This is a genomic window from Ktedonobacter robiniae (assembly GCF_016587375.1).
Taxonomy (GTDB): domain Bacteria; phylum Chloroflexota; class Ktedonobacteria; order Ktedonobacterales; family Ktedonobacteraceae; genus Ktedonobacter; species Ktedonobacter robiniae.
In genome coordinates, this window is the sequence record NZ_BNJG01000003.1 from 825544 (window position 1) to 849135 (window position 23592).

The following is a 23592-nucleotide window of genomic DNA, read 5'->3' on the forward strand; positions in this document are numbered from 1 at the left end:
TCCCTCCATGTTCTTAGAGCAGTAGCAGCCAGATCGTCATTGCTCCGACTAGCAGCATGATTGGAGTGACGACAATGCCAACTTTAAAGTAATCCAGGCCCGAGACATCGATATTCCGACGGCGCAGGATGAGCAGCCAGAGCACTGTCGCTAGCGAGCCAACCGTTGTCACGTTGGGGCCAAGATCGCAGCCCAGGATCGTCGCAGCGATAAAACCCAAGCGCATCGAGTCATTAGCAAAATGCACGTTATGCAAGGCCGAGGTCAACACAACCGCCATGGGCACATTATTGATCAGGTTGGTGCCAGCCGCCGCACCCAGCGTACCTACCAAGATCGCACCCAGGCTGGTTCCTCCTGAAAGCTGGAGCAGGCCCTGGCCAAAAAGCGCCGTGAGGTTCGTGTCCTCCATAGCGCGCACGATAATAACCATGCCCGCAATAAAGCCAAAGATTGACCAGGAGATGTGCTTTCCAGTCTCCCGCAGCGTGCTCTGCCGCCAGTATAGCGCACCAGCCAGTAAGGCCAGCGCGCCCAGCAACGCCACCAGAGAGAGCGGTACACGCAGCGCTGAGGCCGTCACATACGCGAGAGCCACCAGCAAGAGGATAGTGCAGGTATAGCGAAAATACCCCACGTGCTTCACAGCCTCTTCCGCCGAGGGGAGCCGCTTGCTCTCAAAACTTCCACTTAGCTGGCGACGATAAAGCAAGAAGAAGGCCAGGATGTTCAGAACAATGACCACCAGACTGGGAAGTAAAAGCAGGCGCAGGAAGGTCCATAGGTCGAGCGGGGTAGTTGAGAGCACAATAATATTGATGGGGTTACTCACGGGCAGGAGAAACGAAGCCGTATCGGCAATAAAAGTGCAGGCAAAGAGAAAAGGCAGCACTGGCAGACGCAGGCGCGTGACCAGGCTATAAATAATTGGCGTCAGGATTAAGGCTGTGGCGTCATTGGAGAGAAACATAGAGATCAGGCTACCTAATAGGAATGTATTTAGGAAGAGGCGCCATACGCTCTTGCCCGAGAGACGAGCCGCCCAGGCCGCCAACCAATCAAAAAATCCGGCCACTTCGGCAAGCGCTGAGAGACCCATCATGCCCAGGAAGAAGAGAAAGGTATTCCAATCCTCCAACAATGTCTGTACAGCATGCATGGGGGTAATCAGACCAAGCAACAGCAAGGCGGCTACCCCTATCAGGGCAACAATGGCCTCGTTTGTCTTCCAGGGACGCACCATGATGCCCACAAGCGTAAACAACATAATGCCAGCAATCAAAATTGTCCTGGCGAGAGTAGAGAGAGGGAAGAAGAAAAACATAGATAAGTTTGCCTCGATTCATATATATTTGTATGTTATACGTTCAATGCCTCCACAGATACCTCAAGAACATGCACCAGGCCATTTTTGTGCATGTTCGGTTTGTACCTGGGGTTATATGTACCTGCGAGTAAATATACTAGAAGGAGAATAGATGTAACATCTCGCTCTCATCACTTAAAGCGCGTCTCAGCTATATGCTAGCTTGCTAAGAAAGAGAGATTATGGCAGCCCCTCCACCAGAGCAGCCGGAGCGGAACTCTACCCACGCGGCGCAATATATATTCGAAGCTAAAATACCCAGGATCACTGCGACGCTCCCTGACATTCAGCCGCTCCCCAGGACATTAGGCACTCGTGACCTGGTCGTCTTCCTGATTTTCGATATCGTCGTTCTATCGTTTGCGATGCTGATGCAGTTGGCCGGGCCATTCGCCTTACTCTACTGGCTTCTAGGCACCTGCACCTTCTTCTTGCCAGGGGCAGTCGTCTTCTACTGGCTGGCGCGACACCTGCCGGGACAGGGAAGCCCCTATGTGTGGCTCAGTAGTGTCTTCAACCCTGTCCTTGGCTTTACGATCACCTTTAGTATCTGGCTTACAAGCATGCTCTTTACTTCGACCTCGCTTCAGGAGGCGATTATCTACTTCCGCATGCTCAAACCAACCTGGCTCTATACCTCTTCTCAACAGGGCCTGCTCATGATTCTTATGCTCTTTCTGGCAACAGCCATCAGTTGTCTCCCTCTGGCACGTCTAAAGCGCCTCCTCTTTATTGCCTGTCTCGGCTACGGCACACTCTATATCATTCTAGGTGTCAGTGCACTGTGGAGACTACAGCATGGCGTGCTATGGCTCCTTCCCTGGAACCACCCGGCAACTCAGCCACTCTTGTGGCATGAGCAACCTCTGTTCTATAGCTTCACGATTCTAGCCTTCCTTGGCCTGAATCATCCCCTCTTTATGGGCAGCGAGGTACGCGAGGGACAAGCGGGCCTACGCCGGGCCTCCAAATACATCTGGTGGGGGGCTGCCATCATACCTTTCCTCTATCTGCTGGGCCTGGTCGGTGCCGCTGCGTGGACACCTGTTGTGTCAAGAAATGAAACTCAGGCCGCGGTTGAACTCTGGATAAACGCCTTCGGACCAGCAGTAAATTTTCCCGCCACTCTCGTGTTGGGCCTTGCGGATATCTTCCAGGCAGTCATCTTTATGGTGCTTTTTTCGCGCCTACTTATCACCCTGACTCAACATCACCGCCTGCCTCCTGCCTTTGCACGCATAAACGCTTCGGGGGTTCCTGTCTTTACGATGCTAGTCCAGGCCTTCACTATCCTGGTGGTCATGGTTATAGGCTTTATATTCGTCCCCTCGCTCTTTGAAAGTGGCAATAACGTCATAGAGATCGAGCGAAATACACATGAAATCATGTTGGCAAGCTCGTTTGTTCTCTTGTTATGCTCCACATCACTACTCTTCACCTTGCCCATAATAATAAGTTTCAATAGAGGGAAAGGCAGAAGCATAGCGTTCACTGTCAACTATAAACGCCTGATGCTTATAGCAATTGCACTCCTGGGTACAGGTGCCACGCTAGTAGCTATCTGGACAACGCTCACACAATCGTGGGTCACTGGAATCTCGAATGAGCACTGGGGAAGCATCATTCTGCTGGTCGTATTTATCATGCTGATCCTCGGCTGGCTCTGTGGTGAGATGCCCCGCCTGAGCGTCCTGTTAAGCAACCAGGAGCACGTGACCAGTCGCGAGAAGACGCTGCGTGAACAATTGCAGGAGGCTTATCAACAACAAGGCGTTCTCTTGCTAGAGCTAGAGAAACTCTATCGCGAACAGGCTTTTGCGGCAACCATTGATCCCGTGACTGAGCTTCCCAATCACCGGGCCGTGATGAGCTATATTGACGCGACTCTCGCACGGGCACAAGCAGAGCATAGCCCCTTCGCGATCATGTTTATTGACCTCGATCATTTTAAAAGCATAAACGATCAATGGGGGCATCGAGCGGGCGATAGCATTCTCTACGAGGTTGCCCAACGCTTACACGCCAACCTGAGCCAGGAAGACTTCATCGGCCGCTATGGGGAGAAGAGTTCGCCTTGATTTGCACAAATAGTGATCTACCAAAAACCAGAAAGAGAGCCAGGCAACTCTGCACCATCCTCTCAGAGCGACCCTTCCTCTGCTATGTTCGTGATAGTACGCACGAGATTTCAGTGACCGCCAGCATCGGCATAGCCGTCTACCCAAGGCATGGTACCACACGCGACGCTCTCATAGAGCAGGCCGATCGCGCTATGTACCTAGCCAAGCAGAAGGGGCGTAATCGCATCTGCTGCTCATCCTGAACAATGCGCAATCTGACACACACTCTCCCTGCTGAGCGTGTTCTCTATGGAGCACGCTACTGGCATACGCGGCTACTGAGGTGGCGGGACCACACATACCTCTTACCCCACACAAGCACCGCAAGCGCGAGGCATCACAACAAGAATTTGCAATAGAATAGGAAGATAACAACGTTATGAGCACAAAATGGAACAGGAATCTAGCATGGGCAGGGATTGGGCTGGGCGCTGGCCTGGCCCTGCGTACATACATCAGGCGCAGCCTGGAGCAGGATCTCCAGGGGCAGATCGTCGTCATCACGGGTGGATCACGCGGGCTAGGTCTGGCGATGGCGCGTGAGTTCGCGCGCCAGGGATGCCGCCTCGCGCTCTGCGCACGTGAGGCTAAGGCCCTGGAGGTCGTAAAAGAGGAATTTACGCAAAAGGGCGTCGAAATCTATACCCAGACCTGCGATGTCAGCAAGCGCGACCAGGTCGACCTCTTTGTCTCCCAGGTTCTCAATCATTTTGGACGGATCGATATTCTCATCAATAACGCAGGCGTGATCACGGTTGGCCCACAGAAAAGTACGACTATCGAGGATTATGCAGAGGCGATGGATATTATGTACTGGGGCATGGTCAATATGACCTTTGCTGTGCTGCCGCACATGCGCGAGCGCGCCAGTGGGCGCATCGTGAATATCACCTCCATCGGTGGTAAGGTCAGTGTACCCCACCTGCTTCCCTATTCGGCGGCCAAATTCGCCGCTGTAGGCTTCTCCGAGGGTATGCATGCTGAACTGGCACAGGATGGCATTACGGTGACGACCGTCGTGCCTGGCCTGATGCGCACAGGCTCGCATGTACACGCCTATGCCAAAGGCGACAAGGAGGCAGAGTATGCCTGGTTCGCGATGGGCGCAACCTACCCCTTCATCTCTATGCAGGCCGATAGAGCAGCTCGTAAGATTGTAGAAGCGGCCCGCCTGGGAGAGGCTGAAGTTATCCTCTCACCCCAGGCTAAGTTGCTAGCTGGATTCCACGGCCTCTTCCCCGGCCTGACCAGCGATATCCTCTCCGTGATAAACCGACTCATGCCCAAGGCACCAGACGACGACGATAAAACACGGGACGCGGCCCACCGCCATGTAACGCCCGTCGCCTCATTTATCAGCAAGCCCGGCGAGGTTGCCATCCACAAATTCAACCAGGAGAGCAAACAAGACTAGACGCGTACCTATTGGTGTATCTGCCAAGTGACACAGAAATCTGTAGGAGCCATGCCAGCATGGCCTTGTTCGCGCAGGGTGAGCATATGTTGTGGCGGAGAGAGTCCATGCAAGCATGGACCCTACAACTTGTTGGATACACTTGTAGCATTATATATAAGCGCGTGCTTTAGCAGCGCTGCTACCACACAGCGTTAGGTTCAATCTACATTCACTTAACTAAAAACTACTCAAGCTATGCTAACCATCAGTATTCCCTTCTCAGTAACTGTCATTACACAATCACTGCTTGCATAATTAATAAATCCAATTTCTTTATAACTACATATATCTTTGCCCTTACACGCTAAAAGAGCCCTTCGGAAGCATTGGGAGGCTTCGTTATAGATATTCATGCGCATTATATTTTTAGTAGAAGTTTAGAGAAAGATTAATATATGTTTAGAGAAGCATTAATAATCTTATTGTTGACTTGTAAAATCGTGTCAACATGGTAACTATTAAATTAGTTAGACCAAGACTTCACTTCTTTTGAATAAATAAATTTAAAGCGTAAGATGTACGCCAGGAGAGCCTGGAGCACGTTTGCAATGCACTTCGCGCACAGGACTACTCCTGCCATAGCCTGGTCTGCGATGTCAGCGACGCGGACGCCGTCTTCACGACCGTCGAGGCCACGGTGAAACACTTTGGACGCCTGGATATACTCGTCAACTGTGCCGCCGTTGACTATACCTACTCGGTCGAGGAGCTAAGCATAGAGCAGTGGGATCGCGAGCTTGCCATCAATCTACGCGCCCCCTTCCTCTTCGCCAAAGCGGCCTTCCCCTGGCTACGCCAGCAGGGTGGTGGGCATATCTTCAATATCGCCTCGACCGCGGCTACCCGCGCCTGGGCCAATGCCTCGCCCTATCACGCCTCAAAATGGGGCCTGCTGGGCTTTAGCCGTGGCTTGAGCGTCGAGAGGCGCCCACATAACATTCGCGTTACCACGCTCATCCCCGGCGGCATGGATACTCACTTCTTTGACCGCTTCCTGGACCAGGGCATTCCCATGCCCGACAAAAACAACCTGCAAAGTCCGGCCAATGTCGCGGCGACCATGGTCTTCGCCGCCCAGCTCCCACCCGAGTCCGCCCTTCAGGAGCTCATCGTCACCCCCCTCAACGAAACCAGCTGGCCCTAAATAAATTTTATACGTGATAGAAGGGGCTACGCGCGCATGCACGCGTAGCCCCTTCTATCACTTGTTTACTCTTCTTCCTCTATGTGCCACTGGGAGCCCTGGGGAGTATCTTCGATCACTATGCCATAGGTACTAAGCGTGTCGCGCAGGCGGTCGGCAAAGAGCCACTGCTTCGCAGCACGCAGATCAGCACGAATGGTTACCAGAGCATCAATAAGTGGCGCGGGAAGCGCTCCCGCCAGGTTCTGCTCCTCAATGCGTGGATCAAGGGTCTCGCCTGGCGCAAGCAACGTCTCAACATCGATTGGGTTGCCAACCATGGAGAGCGCCTGCTGTTGTCCTTGCGCGACCGCTTCCGCTCCCAGCAACGTTAAGGGAAAGCTCTCACTTGCCTGGAACTCCACCATCTGACCCTCACGGATGATATGGACGCCTCCCTTGCCCTCAACGGCGACCTCGCCCGTGACAAAGTCCAGAATACAAGCGGTATGCTCATCGATACCAAAGACAACCACGTCCTCCGGCAACTGCTTCAGCATCTTGCTGAAGCGCTCACGCCCCATATAGCAGAAGCTTGTATCCAGGTCGGCCCCGCCCTCGTTGTTGTTCCAGTGCGGCACAATCGCCAGGTTCATGCCAAAGGGTTTGAAGAAATCCAGCCCCTGGTACCAGCTCGGCTCATCGCCAACCTTGAAAATCTCATAGACTGGAAGGCTATAAGAACTCATCGCGATGGAAGCCGCACTGGAGACATAGAGCGCGGTACCGTTAGCATGTGCCTGGCGGATGGCATCAAAATAGGTCGTTCCCTGTAGTTCGCGTATCATATACGTTGGGCTGCCTGGCCCGGCAAGGATGGCGCGCGCATGTGTGATGGCTGCTAGCATGGCGGCCCCGGTCTCGCTCTCCTGCTCCTCCTGCCGCGTCTCAATGCGTTGCGGTTGGGGGCGAAACTCACCCAGGCGCTCCCGCAAAAACTGTACAATCTTCTCCGCAACCAGTACACGGTTAGGCTGAAAACCGGCTGGTGTATCTAAAACTGCGATGGTACGCGGTTCTTCTAAGCGAGGTAGCATCTGACTCAGCACGCGACGTCCAACCACGGTCGTTTCACCTGACCCTAGAATCGCGCATTGTCCCGGCATAGTCTGCAAAGTTCGCCCTCCATTTGCTATTTGCGCCTATAACAAGTTTAATTTCCCGATTAACCTCTCTACTATTGTAGAACATAGAGCTTATATATGGTATTTTTCTTCTCATGAAATAGACCTTCAGGTAGGCAAGGCCGGGTGCAGTGCCTCAGAATAATTCCTCTCATGTAGATGAACCATGTGCTATACTAGTGCAAAAATACTAGACGGAAAAACAGGCTACCTCCTTTCCCAGCGAGAGTAGGTACGCCGCCATGCCCCCAAATGAGGGTTTACAAGCACTGCTGGATCTGTTGTACCATGAAAGGGAGAGTGAGCGATTTGGAATGTCGCGCCGGGTGTGGGGCCTGCTGTATCGCACCCTCTATCAGCACACCTATTCCTGGTATGCCACAGGGTAAGCCCGCGGGCGTACGTTGTGTACAACTTACCCAGGATAATCGTTGCCAAATCTTTGGCAAGCCAGAGCGCCCTCAGGTCTGCCGCCTGCTCAGCCCCTCCCAGGAGATGTGCGGTAACTCACGCGAGGAGGCATTGACCTATCTCATTCAGCTTGAGCGCGCGACGACGCCCTAGAGTGTGGTCCGCCACTGCTAAAGCACGCTACATATAGTATGCATATGTAGCGTGCTTTAGCAGTGGCGGGCAGAATTAGCAAGCCTGCTCTAGTAGTTCGTGGATCGCGGAGAGGACCTCCTCCAGGGTGACAGTGTTGACGAAGGATTCCTGGTGCTCACACTCCTCAAGCGTGCAATCCTTGCCACAGACGGGACAGTGCATCTGGAATGAGGTACAGGTACGGTGCCCGGTGCTGGTGATGGGGCCAGCGTTCACCAGGTTCATACACCAGTAGATACCCACCGTTGAGGCCCCGACTGCCCGGGCGAGGTGCACAGGACCCGAGTCGTTGGAGACCACCAGGCGGCAGCGCGAGAAGAGGGCTGCCAGCCCTCCCAGGGAGAGCCGCTCGTACAGGTTCAGCGCTTCTGTATGCATAGACGCCAATACGCTCTCAACAGTCGCCTTCTCACTGCCAGTCCCAATGACCACGACCTGCATTCCCAGCGCAGCGAGATGATCTCCCACCTTGGCAAAACACTCAGCCGCCCAGCGCCTGCGGGGGTCGCCCGCTCCCGGATGGAGAATCACCAGCGGCTTCTTCTGCTCTGGTACGGCGCGCTCGGCCTCTTGCAAATCTTCAGACACCACATACACACGCGGCTCAAGCTGCGTCGTGGTCGCCCCTACCAGTGAGACCACCTCTAGATACCGCAGGATTTCATGCTGGAAGTAGACATAGGGGACCCAGCGATCCAGCGCCACAGCATCAGTAGTCTTCAAGCCCAGCGTCGTACGCGCCCCCAGGCTATGCGTAAAGGGATTTGAGTAGCGCCCACCACCATGCAACTGGATCGCCAGGTCAAAGTGCTCATCTCGCATGGCCTGGAAGAAACGCTCCAACTCCTCCTGGTCATTCTGAAACGTCTCCTTCTCGCCGACGCCCGCGCAGGGAGGCACCACAACCACGCGATCCACAGGACCCGGCCTATCGCGCCAGAACGCCTGGTGCCATTTCTTTGCCAGGAGCACAATCTCCGCCTCGGGATAACTAGAGCGCAGAGCCTCCAGGGCAGGCAGGATAAAGATAAAATCGCCAAGAGCGTTGGCCCTGAGCACCGCTATCTTCTGTATCCCTGTAAGCCTACTCTTCGGCTGCTGGTACATGTACACTTCTCCTCCACTCCTGATTCGAGGGCTGGCATTATTTCAAATTACTCCAACCAAATTACTTCAACCGAGGTCCATACTGCTTCTTTCACGCTCAAGCTGGGCCACAGGTGTACACACACATACTCACTCTAAAGGAGGAGACACATTTCCCTACTTCGATGGATGTATAACCTCACCCTCTTAGGTATACTAATTTGACCTAAACGTGTTCTGCTTAGCAGATGGAGCTGACCTATGGAATACTTTGATCTTCATCCACGCGATGTTGAGAGCGCACACATTCAGCAGAAAATTGAAGACCTGACAGAACGTATCGACGCGATTGATGACGAGATTCTCTTCTACCAGGATCGCATGACGGCCTTCCAGAATACTAATGAGTTCTTTCGCGTCCTGCATCGCATTGATGGGCTGACCCGCGAGGAGAACCAGCTTTACAATGAACTCAACTATGAGAAGCAGAGGTTTTATGAGCGCCGCGCGACATCTGAACTCTCGCCCTACCAATCACCCCCTACCGATCGTTCTTTGACTGATAGGTAGCTTCCTCTCGCCTGACGGGGGAGACGAACAGCGCTCCCCTGCTTCTCTATGCCATCATTCCCCAAAAATACGCCTTGCCTGGTAAAAAGTGCCGTCCTCAAACGTGATAGAGACTGAAACTTTGCGTGCGAGGACAAATAGCTATGTACTTTGCTACCTGGTTGGAACAGTATCAATTCGAGAAGTTCGTTCTTGATGTCGCGATTGCTACGCTTACATATGGGGGCGTGACCTCTCAACTCTCCAGCTACCAGTTCTTAGACCCTATCGATGCCTGGGGTCTGCCAAAATATCCGGATAAGACGCTCATCCTCAATCCCGAGGCCAATATCGCCGAGGGCTTACATAACTTTATTCAAACGAATGAGAGCTATCTACGTGAGCCTGATACCTGGTTAGGAACCTGGATCAATCCAGATACACTCTGCTGCTATCTGGATGTGACCCTGATCTGTCCTCGCCTGGAGGAGGCACGGCGCGAGGCCATCCAGCGCAGCCAGACAGGGAAGCGACCCGTCCTGGCGCTCTATAATTTCAAGCACAATAAGACACTCTATCTCAACCAGCCAACAATGTAACAGTAGCCGCGTACGCCAGTAGCAGGCCCGCTACTGGCGTACGCGGCTACTAGGGCCGTGCCCTGGCATACGCAACTATTGGTGGAATACCTTGCTTTGGCTAGCGGTGGGCTAGCATGAATTTTTCGAGATCGTGCAGTTCGCTATCGCTCAGGCGATACTCTGCCGCGGCGACCATGTCCTCGATCTGGGCAGGGCGGCGCGAGCCGACGATGGCGGCTGTGACCGCTGGGTTGCGCAGCGTCCAGGCCACGGCGACCACGCCCGCGGTGACATTATGCGCCTGGCCAATCTCCTGTAACATGTGCGCCAGCTCCAGGTTGCGCGAGAGAGCAGGCTCCTTAAAGTTGTCGGCATTCTTGCGCCAGTCATCGTCAGGCATCTGCTCGATGCGCTCCTTTGTCATGCGGCCAGTTAGAAGGCCCGAGGCCATGGGCGAGTAGACAATCACGCCAATATCGTTCTTCTCACAATAGGGGAGAATTTCCTTCTCTACATCGGGACTAAGCAATGAATAGGGCGGCTGCAATGTCTCCACAGGGGCAATACGCTCGGCACGCCGCATCTGCTCGACATTGAAGTTTGAGACGCCGATATGGCGTACCTTGCCCTCGCGTTTCAGCTCGGCCAGCGCGCTCCATCCCTCCTCGATATCGGGGTCCGGATTTGGCCAGTGAATCTGGTAGAGGTCGATATAATCAATGCCCAGGCGTTTGAGGCTGGCCTCGGCCTCGCGCTTGATGGAATCTGCCTTCAGGCTATTATCTATCTGACGCTTCCCATCCCAGACCAGGGAACACTTGGTGAAGATAAGGGGCCTCTCACGACCTTTGATGGCCTCTCCAACGACTTCTTCCGAATGACCCAGACCATACACAGCAGCGGTATCGATCCAGTTAATGCCCAGATCCAGGCCGCGCTTAATGGTGGCGATAGACTCCTGGTCATCCTGAGAACCCCAGCCGGCATCCCAACCGCCTCCACCCATGGCCCACGCTCCAATACCAAGCGGAGTGATCTGCATATCGGTTTTGCCAAAGCGGCGAGTTTGCATATCGTTTTCCCCTTACTACCTTTCGAAAACCTGAGCGCGGAGCGCTAGTCACGGTAGTGACGTTGGTTTTCGCATAAGAAGGACACTACTACATAAACAACAGGTAGGCACACGACCGGTTTACAGACATTATACGTAGTGCATCCGCACAACGGATACATAGGGGAGAGAGAGTCCAAGCAAACTTGAGCCCTACAATTCGATTTCCGCACCCGCCTGGAAGACGCGAGGGTCCACATCAGCGGTGAAAAGCGTCACACTCTGCTGACCCATGATGCGCCAGGTAGCAGGCCTATCACCTCGTGGCTCATAGGTGCGCACCAGGGCAGTATTCTCATCGATACCTACAAGTACACACCCTTCGGGCGCACTCGCGATAATCCTCTTCTGCAACTCTTCGCCCATCCAGTGGAGCATGCGATCAAAATGTGGGAAGACCACAATATGCGGCACAAGCCCAAGCGCCCTGCTCCAGCGCGGCTCCTGGCCAGCGCGAATATCGCGAATAGCCAGGGTAAAGCCACCCATGGCCATAGCGCCCGCGCTACAGCCTGCCAGTGACATGCCTCCTCGATACGCGGCCTCAATGCGCCTCCAGGCTTCTGAATCACGCATCGACTCAATTACATGCTGCGGATCGCCACCCGAGAAATAGGTTAGATTGCTCCCCTCAAGCAGCGCAACCTGTTCAGGATCATTCGCGCTCTGATGATCAAGAATGCGCGTCGCCCGCACCTCTTTGACGCCCAGGCGCCGAAAGTGCGAGCTACCCAGGCCGTTCCAATAGTTGGGACCATTGGCCTCCAGGCCGCTGGCCGTAGGCAAGAGCGCAACCCGGCTCTCTTTCACAGCTCCGCTCCGCGCCTCTAATAAGTAGGTATCCACCTCATTCATCACATCCAGGTACTCGCCTGATCCCAGCAGGGCCAATATCCCCGCCTCTGTAAACTGCTCCATATATCACTCCCCAGGAAAACATGATTTTGCCATTCAATCGTGTGAGCAAAGCTAGCCGCTATGAAGCGGCGCTCACTATTGCTTTTTAATGATGCCTATTGCCTCAAGCATAGTCTCTATCATACACTGAAATAAATCAATATGGGGGCAGAGTATATGATGAACCACAACCGCAAAACGAGGCAAAGGCTCTTCTACTTCTCAGCCCAACCGACATCGCCGACATCACCACAAGCACCGTAACGCTCGAACAGTACCTTGCCAGAGGAGGTAAGGCCATATTCCGCGACGAGCTTCCCCATCATCTCCCCCTGCAACCCTTCCTCCAGCTCCACTGGCTACACAAATTCCTTCAAATGCATCCTGAAATTGCCAATGAGTAAGCAAGATCAAACAGGTGAAAATACATTGGTTGCACATACGCCCATTTAGCTGGTCTTATTCTGTATCAAAAACAGCCGTGAACACAATGGCCATTTTCCTAGAGAAGGAGCAATTGGCAAATAAAATTCTTAATATGAAACTAGAAAATCGGTTTTCTCCGTAACGGTACCAGGTCTATATGCGTAGAATATTTTTAGAGAGTCTGAGAGCTGTGCAAGATCTTTTTCACAGAAAGGGACGCGCAATGAAGATGTATCTCGCTATGCAGAGAGAGCTGGTCGTCGTTGAGCAGGCTGGTGAAGGCTGGCAAGCCCACTCGTTTCTTGAGGGCTTGCAGCCAACCTGCCTGGCGGTCGATCCTTTTAGGCCGGAGATCGTGTATTGTGGCACCTTTGGGCGAGGACTCTGGCGAAGTGAAGATGCGGGGCGCTCCTGGCAACCTGTTGGTGATGCCGGAGCTGCTATGGAGCCATATAATGACGATGGTATCGCCCAGCCCCATATCACTTCGCTCGCGGTCAGCTCGACCGAGCAGAACCAGGGCTATGGCGTGGTGTACGCCGGCACTGAGCCAAGCACTATCTATCGCTCTGATGATGGTGGGCAACGCTGGCGCGAGCTAAAGGCCCTACGCGAACTGCCTTCCGCGCCCTCCTGGCGCTTCCCGCCTCGCCCCTACACCAGCCATGTGCGCTGGATTACGCCCGATCCCAGGGTGCCGGGACGCCTCTTCGCGGCCATCGAGGCGGGCGCGCTTGTGCGCAGCCTGGATGGTGGCGAGACCTGGGAGGATCGCGTCTCCGATGCCCCTATTGATACCCATACCCTGGTGATGCATCCCCAGGCACCCGACCGCCTGTACTCGGCCGCGGGTGATGGTTTCTCCTCATCAGGACGAGGCTACAGCGAGAGCTATGATGGCGGGCAACGCTGGCAGCGACCCGACGAGGGCCTGGAACAGCACTACCTCTGGGGCCTGGCTGTTGATCCCGCCAATCCAGATACCATTGTAGTCTCCGCCTCGCCAGGACCCTATGCCGCCCATCACCAGCGCGAAGAGGCCCAGTCCGCCATCTACCTGAAGCAAGCAGGCCAGCCCTGGCGACGCATCTCGGATGGACTCCCCGATATAGAAGGAACGGTCGTGCCCGTCCTGGCAAGTCACGAGACCGAACCCGGCGTCTTTTACGCGCTCTGCAACCGTGGCCTCTACCGTTCAGTCGACGCAGGCCAACACTGGAAGGCACTTCCCATTCCCTGGAAAGAGGAGTACCTCACCCAACACCACCAGGCCCTCGCCCTCGGCCCAACCTAAACAACAGCCAGTAGTAGCCATGTACGCCAGTAGCAGACCCGCTACTGGCGTACATGGCTACTGGACGTGCTACTTTGCTGAATCGGTAACTTCGGCGATGATCTCCTGGTCATCGGTTTCCTGGCGGCCAGCGTTGAACTGACCTACAAAGTAGAGCAACACACCCACGATCAGGGAGAGCAGGCCAATGCCTCCAATCCAGAGCGACCACTGCGTGCTGGTGACCAGTGATATCCAGGAACCTGTGAATGTGGCATATACCAAGCGTGAGCATTTTTGCTTAGTGAACAGTTGATGAAGATTTCGCTCAACCAACCGCTAGCTCGCATTCGGTGAGCGTTTCAGACCGCCGTGGACCGCCATACCTGCCTAGCGTCCCGCCTCAAAGCACCGGTTCCACTCCTCAAAATGCTGCGCGATCTGCGTCGCGGCGGCGTCCAGAGAGAGGCGTTTTGCCTCAAAGTCAGCAACGGCATTCCAGAAGCTGGTACGACCAACGGCAAAACCAATAAAACCTGGCACGCTTGCAGCCGTCTGGAGCCAGTGAATAACGCGCTCCTGGCTTGCTCCACGCCCAAGCACAATGAGACCAACATTCTGGCCACCATTGCGGTGTGCGGCTTCGACGATGTTCTCGCAATCAGCGCGTTGATTCAACCCTTCAATTTTCCAGACATCTGGTTCCACCCCAGCCTGCCGCAATTCTTCGATGGCCCGTACCATTAAGCGAGGCCGAAGCTGGCTGTCATAGGCATCTTTATTCTGATCGACGAGTTCAAGTTGGTGGAACTCAGCTGGGACAAGGAGTTCAAACAGGAATAGATGTTGTGATTGGTGCAAGTAGTCCGAGAGACGTTTCAGACGTTGAGTTTGACGCTGATTCAGCATGCGGTCGCCCTCGGGATTATAGCGAACCAACGCCTTGGCGAATGTTGGCTGCATGGCCTCAATATGGTGCGCGAAGTCGTCGCCATAGACAAAATCAAACTCGTCTTGCCCACTTTTTTCCACGGGGACTGCCGTGATGGTACCCTGTTGCACCGCCTCGCGGAGAATGCCAACGCCATATTGTTCATCAACGAGGATACCCGCCTCCTCTTTGGGGATACGGGCCTTTTTAAACCCCTCGTAGATGACTCGCTTACTCTCAGCTACCTTCAACGCTTGCTCGACATTGAGCGGTTCCTTCCAGCCAAACAAACCACTGATATAAGAAGCGCGATGATCAAATGGTAAAATGGCAAGCTTTTTGGTATATCCTGTCATCCTCATCATGTGCTCCCTTCTTCTCACCTGTGTCTTCTAGAGATAAAGGTAAAGATGTGTTCGGTTGATAGCTCTCTGAGTGCCGAAACGTTTCCTGTGATGAAAAAGTTTCTCTTGTCTGGTGGTCAATTCCTCTCTCTCAGCGCGATCAATTTTCCATCCTGATCGGTATTCAATTGCGGAGCTTTGACATTTTTAAAGATACACCGATAGCGCGGGGCGTGGAACAGCTTGGCTGTCAACACATCGTGTATGCCCACCAGGCTCAGCGATCGAAAGAGTCCGACGGCAAGCAGTGCCCCGATGGGAGAAGCAAGGATATACACCCATTGGTCGCGCCAGAACCAGGAGACCAGCGCTGGGCCAAAGCTGCGAGCGGGATTCAGGCTGGAGCCAGAGATGGGCGCAACCTGCCAGTAGATGAACGCCATCAGGAGCCAGGTCATCAAAGGGGTCCAATGCATCAGGCGATGGCTACTGACGAAGAGAAAAATCGCCAGAATCAGCAGGCAAGTGAGTCCCATCTCGATCAGAAAAACGCTCCAGATGGGATACCCCGCCCCTGGAGCGGTGACGCCATTGTGGACACTTGCCGCACGCTCCCTCCAGATCAGCACGGCCAATCCCGCGCCGAGCACCGCACCGAGAAATTGGCTCGCCAGATAGCTGACAAGATCGTGCTGGTGCATCTTGCCTTGCAGCCAGAATGCCAGCGAGACAGCGGGGTTGAGATGGGCACCGCTCAGCTTGCCAAGAGGTGAGATTGCCACAAGCGGTCCGCTTCCCGCGAGCAGCAGTCCCGTAATCAGCCGACGCACGCCGCTATTGGGAAGCACGACTGCCAGTGGTGAATCTGTACCCAAATTGAAGGTGACTGCGCTTAACGCGATGAAGACGAGAAACGCGGTTCCCAGCAATTCTGAGCCGTATTCGGGCCAGTGGAGCCGTTGCCACCAGGAATGCCTCTGCATGCATATCTCCCTTATTTCGTCCGCCTCGCTTACGCACGAGCAGACGCGGTGCACGATCTTTCCTGGTCGAGCATCGAGAACAGATATTATTGTGCTATTCTGCCAATGTTAGATGAGCAAAGACACTATCACACAGGACAGTATACGGGAATGTACACAACATTTTTTCAGGCGCTTGGCCATAAACACGTCTTTTGATTTTGCTAATGGTGCCATCCCTCGCATCTGAGCAGTGCTCCTTGCTAGCGGATGACCTCTGACTCCCGGAGTATACTGGAAGCGCGGAGAGGAAGTCATGGGTCGAAAGAGCTATTGGAAGGCGAGAAGTGGCCGCCGGGATCCGGCACGAAAGTTCTAGCGTGCAGCTCGACTTCCCTAGTCAATTGAAGCGAATGCACAGGAATGCAATCAAACAGGAGAGCCATGCACAGTGAGAGGGACAGAGAACTCTTTCATAGATAGTGGCACAGCATGCATGTTCCAAAGAGTTGATCTGCTCATCGCCAAAAGGCAAACAACAGGGAGCAGAAAGGAAGAACGAGTATGGGCCACGATAACCATACCCCCCACAACACCACACCAGAGCCGGACCTACGCTCATCCCCTCATTCTCTGCTTGCGACCAAGTTTCTTCCTCCCGTATCTACTCATGAGATCATTGCTCGCCCACGTCTCCTGGCCTTGCTCAATGCTGGCCTCCACCGACGCCTCATGCTCATCTCCGCCGCCGCAGGCTTTGGGAAAACCACGCTGCTGGCAAGCTGGGTTCGCACGTTTCCTCCAGACCACCCGCCAGTGGCCTGGGTGTCGCTTGACGCAGGCGATAACGCCCCCCTGCAGTTTTGGGCGTACGTTCTGACCGCATTGGAACAGTGCCGGCCTGGACTTTCTCCTCTCCCCGTTGCCTCCTTGTCCGAGATACCACAACCGTCCTGGCAAGCAGTGCTCGCAACTCTGATCAATAACCTGGCCCGGCAAAGCGAACCCCTGGTGCTGGTGCTGGACAATTATGAGGAGATTACAGAGCCCGCGATCCATGCCCTGCTTTCCTCACTGCTTGAGCACCTGCCGCCCACGCTGTGTGTGGTCCTGGCGACACGGACTGACCCTCCCTTTTCCCTTGCCCGGCTGCGCGCGCAGGCCCAGATTCAGGAATTACGCGCCGAGCAATTACGGGCAACGAGCGAGGAGATGACCGCCTTTTTCTGGAGCGTGATGGATCTTCGGCTTGCCGAGCAAGACATCCAGGCAGTGGACGCACGCCTGCAAGGCTGGTGGGCGGGCATGCAACTGGCAGCGCTTACCTTGAAGGAAAAGGCGCACCCCAACGATCTGCTTCAAGCACTCCAGGGAAAACCGCGTGCGCTTTTCGAGTATCTAGTGCAAGAGGTGCTAAAACGACAGCCAGAGCAGGTGCAGACCTTCCTCCTGCGCACATCTATCTTATCCCGTCTGCACAACTCCCTGTGCAATGCGGTCCTTGAGCAGCAGGACAGCCAGCTTTTCCTGGAGGAAATAGAAAGGGCCAATCTCTTTCTCAGTCCCCTTGATGAGCAGCGCCAGTGGTATGCCTATCACCCTCTCTGGTCCTCGGTCCTGCGTGCGCAGTTGGAGCGGACCTCTCCCTCGGAGGTGCCTGGCCTGCATCTGCGGGCCAGTCAGTGGTATGCAGCGCAGCAGATGCACGGCGAAGCGATCCAGCACGCGCTGCAGGCGCACGAGTGGTCCTGGGCCGCGTTGTTGATGGAGCAGATTCCCCGTCAGGACCTCTGGAGTCGGCTCGAGTACGCGTTGCTCCCTTCCTGGATGGAGCAACTTCCCCGCGAGGTTCTGCGTGAGCGGCCTCGTTTATGCCTGGCCTCTGCCCAGAGCTTGTTCTGGATCGCTGCGCCAGACGTCACCGAAAGCTGGGTGCGCGATGCCAGACGCGCCTGGACACGAGCCCATCTCTGGGAAGAACAGACACCCATGACGCGAGATGCACACGGACCAGAGGCTCCACTCCATCTTCTGGGGGAAATCGCCGCCTTGCAAGCCACGATTGCGGGTTTCTATCATGGGGATGCGGGAGCAACGCGAGCTTTTTGTCAGGAGGCACTGACCCATCTTGAGGAGCAGCAATGGGCCGCACGAGTCCAGATGGCGTTTGCCCAGGCTCGGGCGAACGTTTCTCAGGGATATGTCGAGCGCGGTGCCCTGCAACTGCAGGCTGAATGGAGCCGGATCAAAGCGAAGGGCGATCAAACACTCGAGAGTATCTACTGGCGCGAGGCCGTCTGGGAAAGCACGATGGCGGGCAAATTGCACCAGGCATGGCAATTGAGCCAGCAAGCGATTCATGCACTCCAAACTCTTGAGGGACCTCTGCCAACGCAAGTGTGCTGGCCCTATACCTATCAAGCCAGGATCTTGCACGAGTGGAACCGATTAGAGGAAGCCCAACATCTCGCGGAACAGGCAATCGAGCTCGGTGAACAGACCGAACTTCTGGCATTTTTACCCCTCGCCTATACCCTGTTGTTGCGGATTACCCTCTCACAAAGGCGATTGGAGGAGGCCAGAAAAGCCTCTCGGCAGATGGAATATGCCTGGCGAAATTCACCGTCCCCCTATCGTGCAGCGATCTGGAGCAGCGTCGATCAGATGCGTTTCTGGCTGGCAGGTGGCGATCTGGAGCAGGCACGACGCTGGGCGAGAGAGGTGAAACTGAGAGATCCGCTGGACTCTCCACTAGCACGGGAACGACAGGATGTTGCCTTTGCTCACTTACTGCTTGCCGAATCCCAAGCGGACCAGGCGTTAAACCTGCTCATCCCCCTGGTAGAACGGGCAACGGTCACGCAGCGGTGGAACCATGTGTTAGAAATGTGGCTCTTGCAGATACAGGCGTATCACATGCTTCAGCGGCAGCGAGAAGCCCTATCTCTCCTGGCACAGGCCGTGCATCTGGGCGCGTCAGAAGGGTACATCCGTCACTTTGTGGATGGAGGGGCCGCCATAGCTGGATTGCTCTCCCAGCTCAGAGAACAGGAGCACCAGAAGGAAGATCTCCCGTATCTGGAGACCCTTTTGCGTGCGTTCAAACAGCAGCCAGTGGCCCAGCCAACCCATCTGGAAAGCGAGCCATCCTCAAGACCACCCCAACAGTTGCTGGACCCGTTAAGCGCGCGTGAACAGGAAGTGCTTCGCTTGCTCGCGCGTGGTGCCTCGAACCAGGACATCGCGGAAGCATTGGTGGTCGCAATCAGCACCGTTAAGCATCATATTAGTAATATCCTCAGCAAACTTGAAGCCACCAATCGCACCCAGGCGGTAGCCCGTGCGCGGGCTCTTGGCCTCCTTTCTTCAGATCATCTTGACTGAGCGCGCTCGTCGGAGGCAGATATATCAGGCATGTCAAACCCGAATATATTCAACTGACTAGAGAAGTCGAGCTGCGCACTAGAACTTTGGTGCCGGGTTACATTTGTCACTTCTCGCCTTCCAATAGATCTTTCGTCCCATGACTTCCTCTCTGTTCTTCCAATATACTTCGAGAGTCAGAGGTCGTCCGCCAGAAGAAACACTGGTGAAACGCGAGGGATGTTCCTTTTTCTAGATAAAGCAGGAGCGTTCTTGATAATGGATGTGGTATGTGAAAGGGGAACATAGAGATGTCATTACGAATCGAAAAAAGAATGCGGAAAGAGATGGAAGAAGAGCGGTACGCGCTGATTGATGCCCTTCCCCAGTTTGTTTGGGTCATCCGACCTGATGGCTCTATTGCATACACAAATCAACGTTGGCGCGACTATCGCCGCCTGTTGTCTCAACATGCTGAAGGGCAGGCGGGGGTCCAGCATCTGTGTTTCGATGGCTGCCTACCCATTCAGGACTGGCAGCCCATGCTGCCCCACACTGACTCCTGTCCGGAGAAAGAGATCTGGCTTCAAAATCTCCACCCTGAGGATAAAGAGCGTGTCCTGGCATTTGAGCGCCAGGCATTTGCAGCGGGTGAACCCTACACATTTGAGTATCGCCTCAGGGATGGACGCATGCGCGCGTATCGCTGGTTCTTATCACGGCGTGTGCCACTCCGCAATGACGCAGGGCAGATTGTCCAGTGGTTGGATACCTGCACGGATATTGATGAACAGAAACAGACGGAGGAAGCCTTACGCCAGAGCCAGGAGCGCGTGAGCGCCCTGATGAATTCCAGCATAATCGGGATCAATATCATCGAGGGGGAGCAGATTGTGGACGCAAATGATACCTTTCTGCGCATGACCGGCTATACTCGTGAAGACCTCTGTGAAGGACGCATGAACTGGTTGTACATGACGCCTCCAGAATATCTAGCTCAGGCCCAGCAGGCACATCAGGAGCTTGCCGCCCGGCAGGCGATGACATATGAGAAAGAGTACGTGTGTAAAGATGGTAGTCGCCTTCCAGTGCTTGTGTGCGGGGTCGTCTTAAAACATCACCCATTCCAGGGGATTGCCTTTGTACTAGATAATTCGGCACGCAAAGAACTGGAACAGCGAAAAGATGCCTTTTTGGGCATGGTCAGCCATGAACTGAAGACTCCCCTCGCCTCCTTGAAGCTGCAAACACAGCTTTTGTGTAAGAAACTTGAGAAACGAGACCTTCCTAATACGGAGGTAGTGTGTGCTCGTATGGAAACACAGCTGAATGCCCTTACCCGCCTGGTCGATGAGTTACTCGACCTTTCGCGCATCCAGGCTGGAACGCTGGAATATGCGCAAGACACGGTCGATCTGGGCGAGATGCTTGAGGAAGTGGTTAACATGATTCAGGATATGCACACAAATCATACCATTGCGATTCATCATGCCTCATCTCCCGCTGTCATTGTCGGAGATCGAGATCGACTCGCACGAGTCTTCCTGAACGTGCTCAGCAATGCCATCAAATATGCTCCAGATGATCCATTGATCGACGTGGCGCTTACTACCTCGCTTGAAGCGGTCACGATCAGCGTGCGCGATCAGGGGATTGGGATTCCACGAGAGCTGCAAGGAAGAATCTTTGAACGCTTCTACCGGGCGGTCACCCCTCAGCAGCGTGCCTTTCCAGGACTGGGGATGGGTTTATATATTGTCGCGGAGATTGTCAGGCATCATGGGGGAACGATTCGGGTCGAAAGCGAAAGAGGAAAAGGCTCAACCTTTCACGTCACGTTCCCCTTGCCACCTCGCGGAAAGAGGTTACCAGAAGGATAGAAGAGGAACAGCGATGCGCAAGGGCCAATATGTAGATCGTGAAGCTGCTCACAGCAAACATATTCTGATCGTCGACGATGATCCTCTCCTGGGCGATCTCCTTCTGGAAGCTCTCCAGGAGGAGGAAGCCTATCAGGCATGCCATGTCCTCAGTGGAGAGATCGCACTGAACACCCTGCAAACAGATGTTCCTGCGTTACTGCTGCTGGATTATCATCTCCCTGGGATGAACGGCCTGGAGCTCGCAGATTGGCTGGGGAGCCGAGAGGAATATGATCATATCCCCATCCTGCTGATGAGTGCGGATGTGCCGCAGGAAGTCAGTAGCCACAAGCACCTCAGAACGTTGCAGAAACCCTTTGAGCTGGAAATCCTGCTGCGCCTGGTCGCGGAACTGCTGACCTGAGAAGCAAAGGGTGTCCCTGGTGTGGAAAAAGTGCTCTCCAACAACCATGGTGCTCAAGCCATACTCCCATGATCGGGAAGATTACAAAAGAGGGGTAGACTAGCATAGATGCCTGGCTGCCCCATAGCGATTTTGAGAAGCATCCAGGAGAGCAAGAGAAACCCTTCTGTTGCAAATATCGATTGACGGAACATGACAAGGCCATTCTCAATTTGGGAACTTAGTTAAAAAACATGCAGATAGCAGTGAATGGCATCCCTGCAATCTTTTGCATAAATAGACGGAGAGATATATTTGTCCTTCTATTGTGCCAACGTATATCTTGAAGATGGAACACCACTATTGAGGAATGTATTTCGCTCGTGGGAAGCGCCTGTTACGTTTACGGAGAAGCAGAAGGAGAACATTGAGATGCCGCAAGCCACCAACTATGATGCGATTGTGATCGGGACCAGCCAGGGCGGCAGATTCCTCCCCATCGCTTTGGCGAAGGCAGGCCGAAAAGTGGCGCTGATCGAGCGTGACCACATTGGCGGTGTCTGTGTCAATGTGGGCTGTACCCCCACCAAAACGATGGTCGCCAGCGCACGCCTCGCCTACCTGGCAAGGCGTGGCGCTGACTACGGCATACATATTGGCCCCATTTCGGTCGATCTGCAGGCCGTACGCACACGCAAACAAGGGATCGTCGAAGGCGCACGCCTCGGCTACAAAAGCCGTCTTACAGCAGCACAAGAGCTGGATCTGCTCAGGGGCCAGGCTCACTTTACCGCCCCAAAAACGCTTGAGGTCTCTTTCAATGGCGGCGAGACGCGGGAGATCACCGCGCCACTGATTGTTATCGATACCGGTGACCGGCCTGAACAACTAGAAATCAAAGGCATCGAGAGCGTACCCGTGCTCAATTCAACCACGCTCATGGAGCTAGACACGCTCCCCGAACACCTGCTCATCATCGGTGGCGGCTACATTGGGCTGGAGTTCGGGCAGATGTTTCGCCGCTTTGGCAGCCAGGTCACGATCATTCAGCGCGGTCCACGCTTACTTAGGAGCGAGGATGAAGACGTGAGTGACGAAATAACAAAGATTTTGCGCGAGGAAGGGACCACGGTCCTGACCGGAACCATCCCCCAACAGGTGGAGCCACTCAGTGGAGGACGTATTCAATTGACCGTGCGCACGCCTCAGGGAGAACAGCAGCTCATCGGCTCACATCTACTGGCAGCATCCGGCCGCGTCCCTAACACCGAAGATCTCACCCCCGAAGCTGCTGGCATCCAATTAAACAAGGAGGGGTATATCCAGGTCAATGAGCAGTTGGAAACGAGCGTTCCTGGCATTTACGCGATGGGGGATGTGAAAGGTGGGCCCGCTTTTACTCACATCTCTTACGATGACTTCCGCATTTTGCGCACCAATCTGCTGGAGCATGGTAACGCCAGCACGCAGGGTCGCCTTGTTCCCTATACCATATTCATCGACCCCCAGCTTGGGCGCGTTGGCTTGAGTGAAAACGAGGCCAGAAAACAGGGGCGTAACATCCGTGTGGCGAAATTGCCCATGAATGCCGTACCCCGTGCTCTGGAAACAGGCGAGACGCGCGGTTTTATGAAGGCTATCGTCGATGCCGAGACCCAGCAAATCCTGGGCTGCGCCATCCTGAGCATAGAAGGGGGCGAGATAATGACGATCATTCAGGTGGCAATGATGGGGAAGTTGCCCTACACAGCCTTAAAAGAAGGCACGTTCACCCATCCACTCCTGGCTGAAGGGCTCAATGCGCTGTTTATGACGCTTGATTCTTAGGGTAGCTCTCATTCGTCGCCAATTTGTTTGGACTGGCTGCTAGAGGCTCCACGTTCATCGTCTCCCTTCATGGATCTTTGCAATACAGCCGGAAACCAGGCAATGCGGAAGATTGATGACGT

At 54.4% G+C, this 23592-nt stretch carries 18 protein-coding genes and 2 pseudogenes; 11 read left to right on the forward strand and 9 right to left on the reverse strand.

Annotation, left to right across the window (positions count from 1 at the left end; all coding sequences use genetic code 11):
- Positions 1–13: 13 nt before the first annotated feature.
- Complete coding sequence (locus JMJ04_RS36270; RefSeq protein WP_201375240.1) at positions 14–1324, reverse strand: ArsB/NhaD family transporter; 1311 nt, start codon at positions 1322–1324, stop codon at positions 14–16.
- Between the two features lie 407 nt (positions 1325–1731).
- Here JMJ04_RS36270 and JMJ04_RS36275 point away from each other — a divergent pair.
- The 3 genes and pseudogenes from JMJ04_RS36275 to JMJ04_RS36290 form a co-directional block, all read left to right on the forward strand.
- Positions 1732–3689: pseudogene (locus tag JMJ04_RS36275) on the forward strand (amino acid permease).
- A gap of 176 nt (positions 3690–3865) precedes the next feature.
- Positions 3866–4900: an SDR family NAD(P)-dependent oxidoreductase gene (locus JMJ04_RS36285; protein ID WP_201375243.1), complete on the forward strand. Its 1035-nt coding sequence runs from the start codon at positions 3866–3868 to the stop codon at positions 4898–4900.
- A gap of 571 nt (positions 4901–5471) precedes the next feature.
- Positions 5472–6086: pseudogene (locus tag JMJ04_RS36290) on the forward strand (SDR family oxidoreductase); the annotation flags it as partial.
- A gap of 65 nt (positions 6087–6151) precedes the next feature.
- On the opposite strand, the gene JMJ04_RS36295 reads toward JMJ04_RS36290, so the two are convergent.
- Positions 6152–7231 (reverse strand): Type 1 glutamine amidotransferase-like domain-containing protein, encoded by a 1080-nt coding sequence (locus JMJ04_RS36295; protein WP_236038983.1) that lies wholly within the window; start codon positions 7229–7231, stop codon positions 6152–6154.
- 306 nt (positions 7232–7537) lie between these two features.
- Between JMJ04_RS36295 and JMJ04_RS36300 the strand changes: the two genes are divergently transcribed.
- Positions 7538–7813 (forward strand): YkgJ family cysteine cluster protein, encoded by a 276-nt coding sequence (locus JMJ04_RS36300; RefSeq protein WP_201375245.1) that lies wholly within the window; start codon positions 7538–7540, stop codon positions 7811–7813.
- Positions 7814–7888: 75 nt separating this feature from the next.
- On the opposite strand, the gene JMJ04_RS36305 is transcribed toward JMJ04_RS36300, so the two are convergent.
- Positions 7889–8962 carry a glycosyltransferase family 9 protein gene (locus JMJ04_RS36305; RefSeq protein WP_201375246.1) on the reverse strand — a complete coding sequence of 358 codons (1074 nt, stop codon included), beginning with the start codon at positions 8960–8962 and terminating at the stop codon, positions 7889–7891.
- Positions 8963–9202: 240 nt separating this feature from the next.
- On the opposite strand from JMJ04_RS36305, the gene JMJ04_RS36310 reads away from it, so the two are divergent.
- Together JMJ04_RS36310 and JMJ04_RS36315 are read left to right on the forward strand one after the other, a co-directional pair.
- Positions 9203–9511, forward strand: coding sequence for a hypothetical protein (locus tag JMJ04_RS36310; protein WP_201375247.1), 309 nt, complete (start codon positions 9203–9205; stop codon positions 9509–9511).
- 143 nt (positions 9512–9654) lie between these two features.
- Entirely contained in the window at positions 9655–10089 is a 435-nt protein-coding gene (locus JMJ04_RS36315) for a hypothetical protein (protein ID WP_201375248.1), read from the forward strand.
- A 100-nt stretch (positions 10090–10189) separates the two neighbouring features.
- Here JMJ04_RS36315 and JMJ04_RS36320 read toward each other — a convergent pair whose 3' ends face one another.
- From JMJ04_RS36320 to JMJ04_RS36330, 3 genes are all read right to left on the reverse strand, one after another.
- Positions 10190–11143: an aldo/keto reductase gene (locus JMJ04_RS36320; RefSeq protein WP_201375249.1), complete on the reverse strand. Its 954-nt coding sequence runs from the start codon at positions 11141–11143 to the stop codon at positions 10190–10192.
- A 192-nt stretch (positions 11144–11335) separates the two neighbouring features.
- Complete coding sequence (locus JMJ04_RS36325; RefSeq protein WP_201375250.1) at positions 11336–12100, reverse strand: Type 1 glutamine amidotransferase-like domain-containing protein; 765 nt, start codon at positions 12098–12100, stop codon at positions 11336–11338.
- A gap of 194 nt (positions 12101–12294) precedes the next feature.
- Positions 12295–12435, reverse strand: coding sequence for a hypothetical protein (locus JMJ04_RS36330; protein WP_201375251.1), 141 nt, complete (start codon positions 12433–12435; stop codon positions 12295–12297).
- 311 nt (positions 12436–12746) lie between these two features.
- On the opposite strand from JMJ04_RS36330, the gene JMJ04_RS36335 reads away from it, so the two are divergent.
- Positions 12747–13799: a WD40/YVTN/BNR-like repeat-containing protein gene (locus tag JMJ04_RS36335; protein WP_476630031.1), complete on the forward strand. Its 1053-nt coding sequence runs from the start codon at positions 12747–12749 to the stop codon at positions 13797–13799.
- A 69-nt stretch (positions 13800–13868) separates the two neighbouring features.
- Here JMJ04_RS36335 and JMJ04_RS36340 read toward each other — a convergent pair whose 3' ends face one another.
- The 3 genes from JMJ04_RS36340 to JMJ04_RS36350 form a co-directional block, all read right to left on the reverse strand.
- Positions 13869–14063, reverse strand: a complete 195-nt coding sequence (locus JMJ04_RS36340) for a hypothetical protein (protein ID WP_201375253.1) — start codon at positions 14061–14063, stop codon at positions 13869–13871.
- Positions 14064–14168: 105 nt separating this feature from the next.
- Entirely contained in the window at positions 14169–15074 is a 906-nt protein-coding gene (locus tag JMJ04_RS36345; protein WP_236038840.1) for a 2-deoxy-5-keto-D-gluconate 6-phosphate aldolase domain-containing protein, read from the reverse strand.
- Between the two features lie 116 nt (positions 15075–15190).
- Positions 15191–16036, reverse strand: a complete 846-nt coding sequence (locus tag JMJ04_RS36350) for an MIP/aquaporin family protein (protein ID WP_201375254.1) — start codon at positions 16034–16036, stop codon at positions 15191–15193.
- A 543-nt stretch (positions 16037–16579) separates the two neighbouring features.
- Here JMJ04_RS36350 and JMJ04_RS36355 point away from each other — a divergent pair.
- From JMJ04_RS36355 to JMJ04_RS36370, 4 genes are all read left to right on the forward strand, one after another.
- Positions 16580–19399 carry a winged helix-turn-helix domain-containing protein gene (locus JMJ04_RS36355; protein WP_201375255.1) on the forward strand — a complete coding sequence of 940 codons (2820 nt, stop codon included), beginning with the start codon at positions 16580–16582 and terminating at the stop codon, positions 19397–19399.
- 326 nt (positions 19400–19725) lie between these two features.
- Positions 19726–21258, forward strand: coding sequence for an ATP-binding protein (locus tag JMJ04_RS36360; protein ID WP_236038843.1), 1533 nt, complete (start codon positions 19726–19728; stop codon positions 21256–21258).
- Positions 21259–21271: 13 nt separating this feature from the next.
- Positions 21272–21664, forward strand: coding sequence for a response regulator (locus tag JMJ04_RS36365; RefSeq protein WP_201375257.1), 393 nt, complete (start codon positions 21272–21274; stop codon positions 21662–21664).
- 411 nt (positions 21665–22075) lie between these two features.
- Positions 22076–23470 (forward strand): mercuric reductase, encoded by a 1395-nt coding sequence (locus tag JMJ04_RS36370; RefSeq protein WP_201375258.1) that lies wholly within the window; start codon positions 22076–22078, stop codon positions 23468–23470.
- Positions 23471–23592: the final 122 nt, after the last annotated feature.

Bases quoted from the DNA above. Each gene is read 5' to 3' on its own strand.
- JMJ04_RS36270 (WP_201375240.1), bottom strand. From the start codon at position 1,324: ATGTTTTTCTTCTTCCCTCTCTCTACTCTCGCCAGGACAATTTTGATT.
- JMJ04_RS36285 (WP_201375243.1), top strand. From the start codon at position 3,866: ATGAGCACAAAATGGAACAGGAATCTAGCATGGGCAGGGATTGGGCTG.
- JMJ04_RS36295 (WP_236038983.1), bottom strand. From the start codon at position 7,231: ATGCCGGGACAATGCGCGATTCTAGGGTCAGGTGAAACGACCGTGGTT.
- JMJ04_RS36300 (WP_201375245.1), top strand. From the start codon at position 7,538: ATGAAAGGGAGAGTGAGCGATTTGGAATGTCGCGCCGGGTGTGGGGCC.
- JMJ04_RS36305 (WP_201375246.1), bottom strand. From the start codon at position 8,962: ATGTACCAGCAGCCGAAGAGTAGGCTTACAGGGATACAGAAGATAGCG.
- JMJ04_RS36310 (WP_201375247.1), top strand. From the start codon at position 9,203: ATGGAATACTTTGATCTTCATCCACGCGATGTTGAGAGCGCACACATT.
- JMJ04_RS36315 (WP_201375248.1), top strand. From the start codon at position 9,655: ATGTACTTTGCTACCTGGTTGGAACAGTATCAATTCGAGAAGTTCGTT.
- JMJ04_RS36320 (WP_201375249.1), bottom strand. From the start codon at position 11,143: ATGCAAACTCGCCGCTTTGGCAAAACCGATATGCAGATCACTCCGCTT.
- JMJ04_RS36325 (WP_201375250.1), bottom strand. From the start codon at position 12,100: ATGGAGCAGTTTACAGAGGCGGGGATATTGGCCCTGCTGGGATCAGGC.
- JMJ04_RS36335 (WP_476630031.1), top strand. From the start codon at position 12,747: ATGCAGAGAGAGCTGGTCGTCGTTGAGCAGGCTGGTGAAGGCTGGCAA.
- JMJ04_RS36345 (WP_236038840.1), bottom strand. From the start codon at position 15,074: ATGATGAGGATGACAGGATATACCAAAAAGCTTGCCATTTTACCATTT.
- JMJ04_RS36350 (WP_201375254.1), bottom strand. From the start codon at position 16,036: ATGCAGAGGCATTCCTGGTGGCAACGGCTCCACTGGCCCGAATACGGC.
- JMJ04_RS36355 (WP_201375255.1), top strand. From the start codon at position 16,580: ATGGGCCACGATAACCATACCCCCCACAACACCACACCAGAGCCGGAC.
- JMJ04_RS36360 (WP_236038843.1), top strand. From the start codon at position 19,726: ATGGAAGAAGAGCGGTACGCGCTGATTGATGCCCTTCCCCAGTTTGTT.
- JMJ04_RS36365 (WP_201375257.1), top strand. From the start codon at position 21,272: ATGCGCAAGGGCCAATATGTAGATCGTGAAGCTGCTCACAGCAAACAT.
- JMJ04_RS36370 (WP_201375258.1), top strand. From the start codon at position 22,076: ATGCCGCAAGCCACCAACTATGATGCGATTGTGATCGGGACCAGCCAG.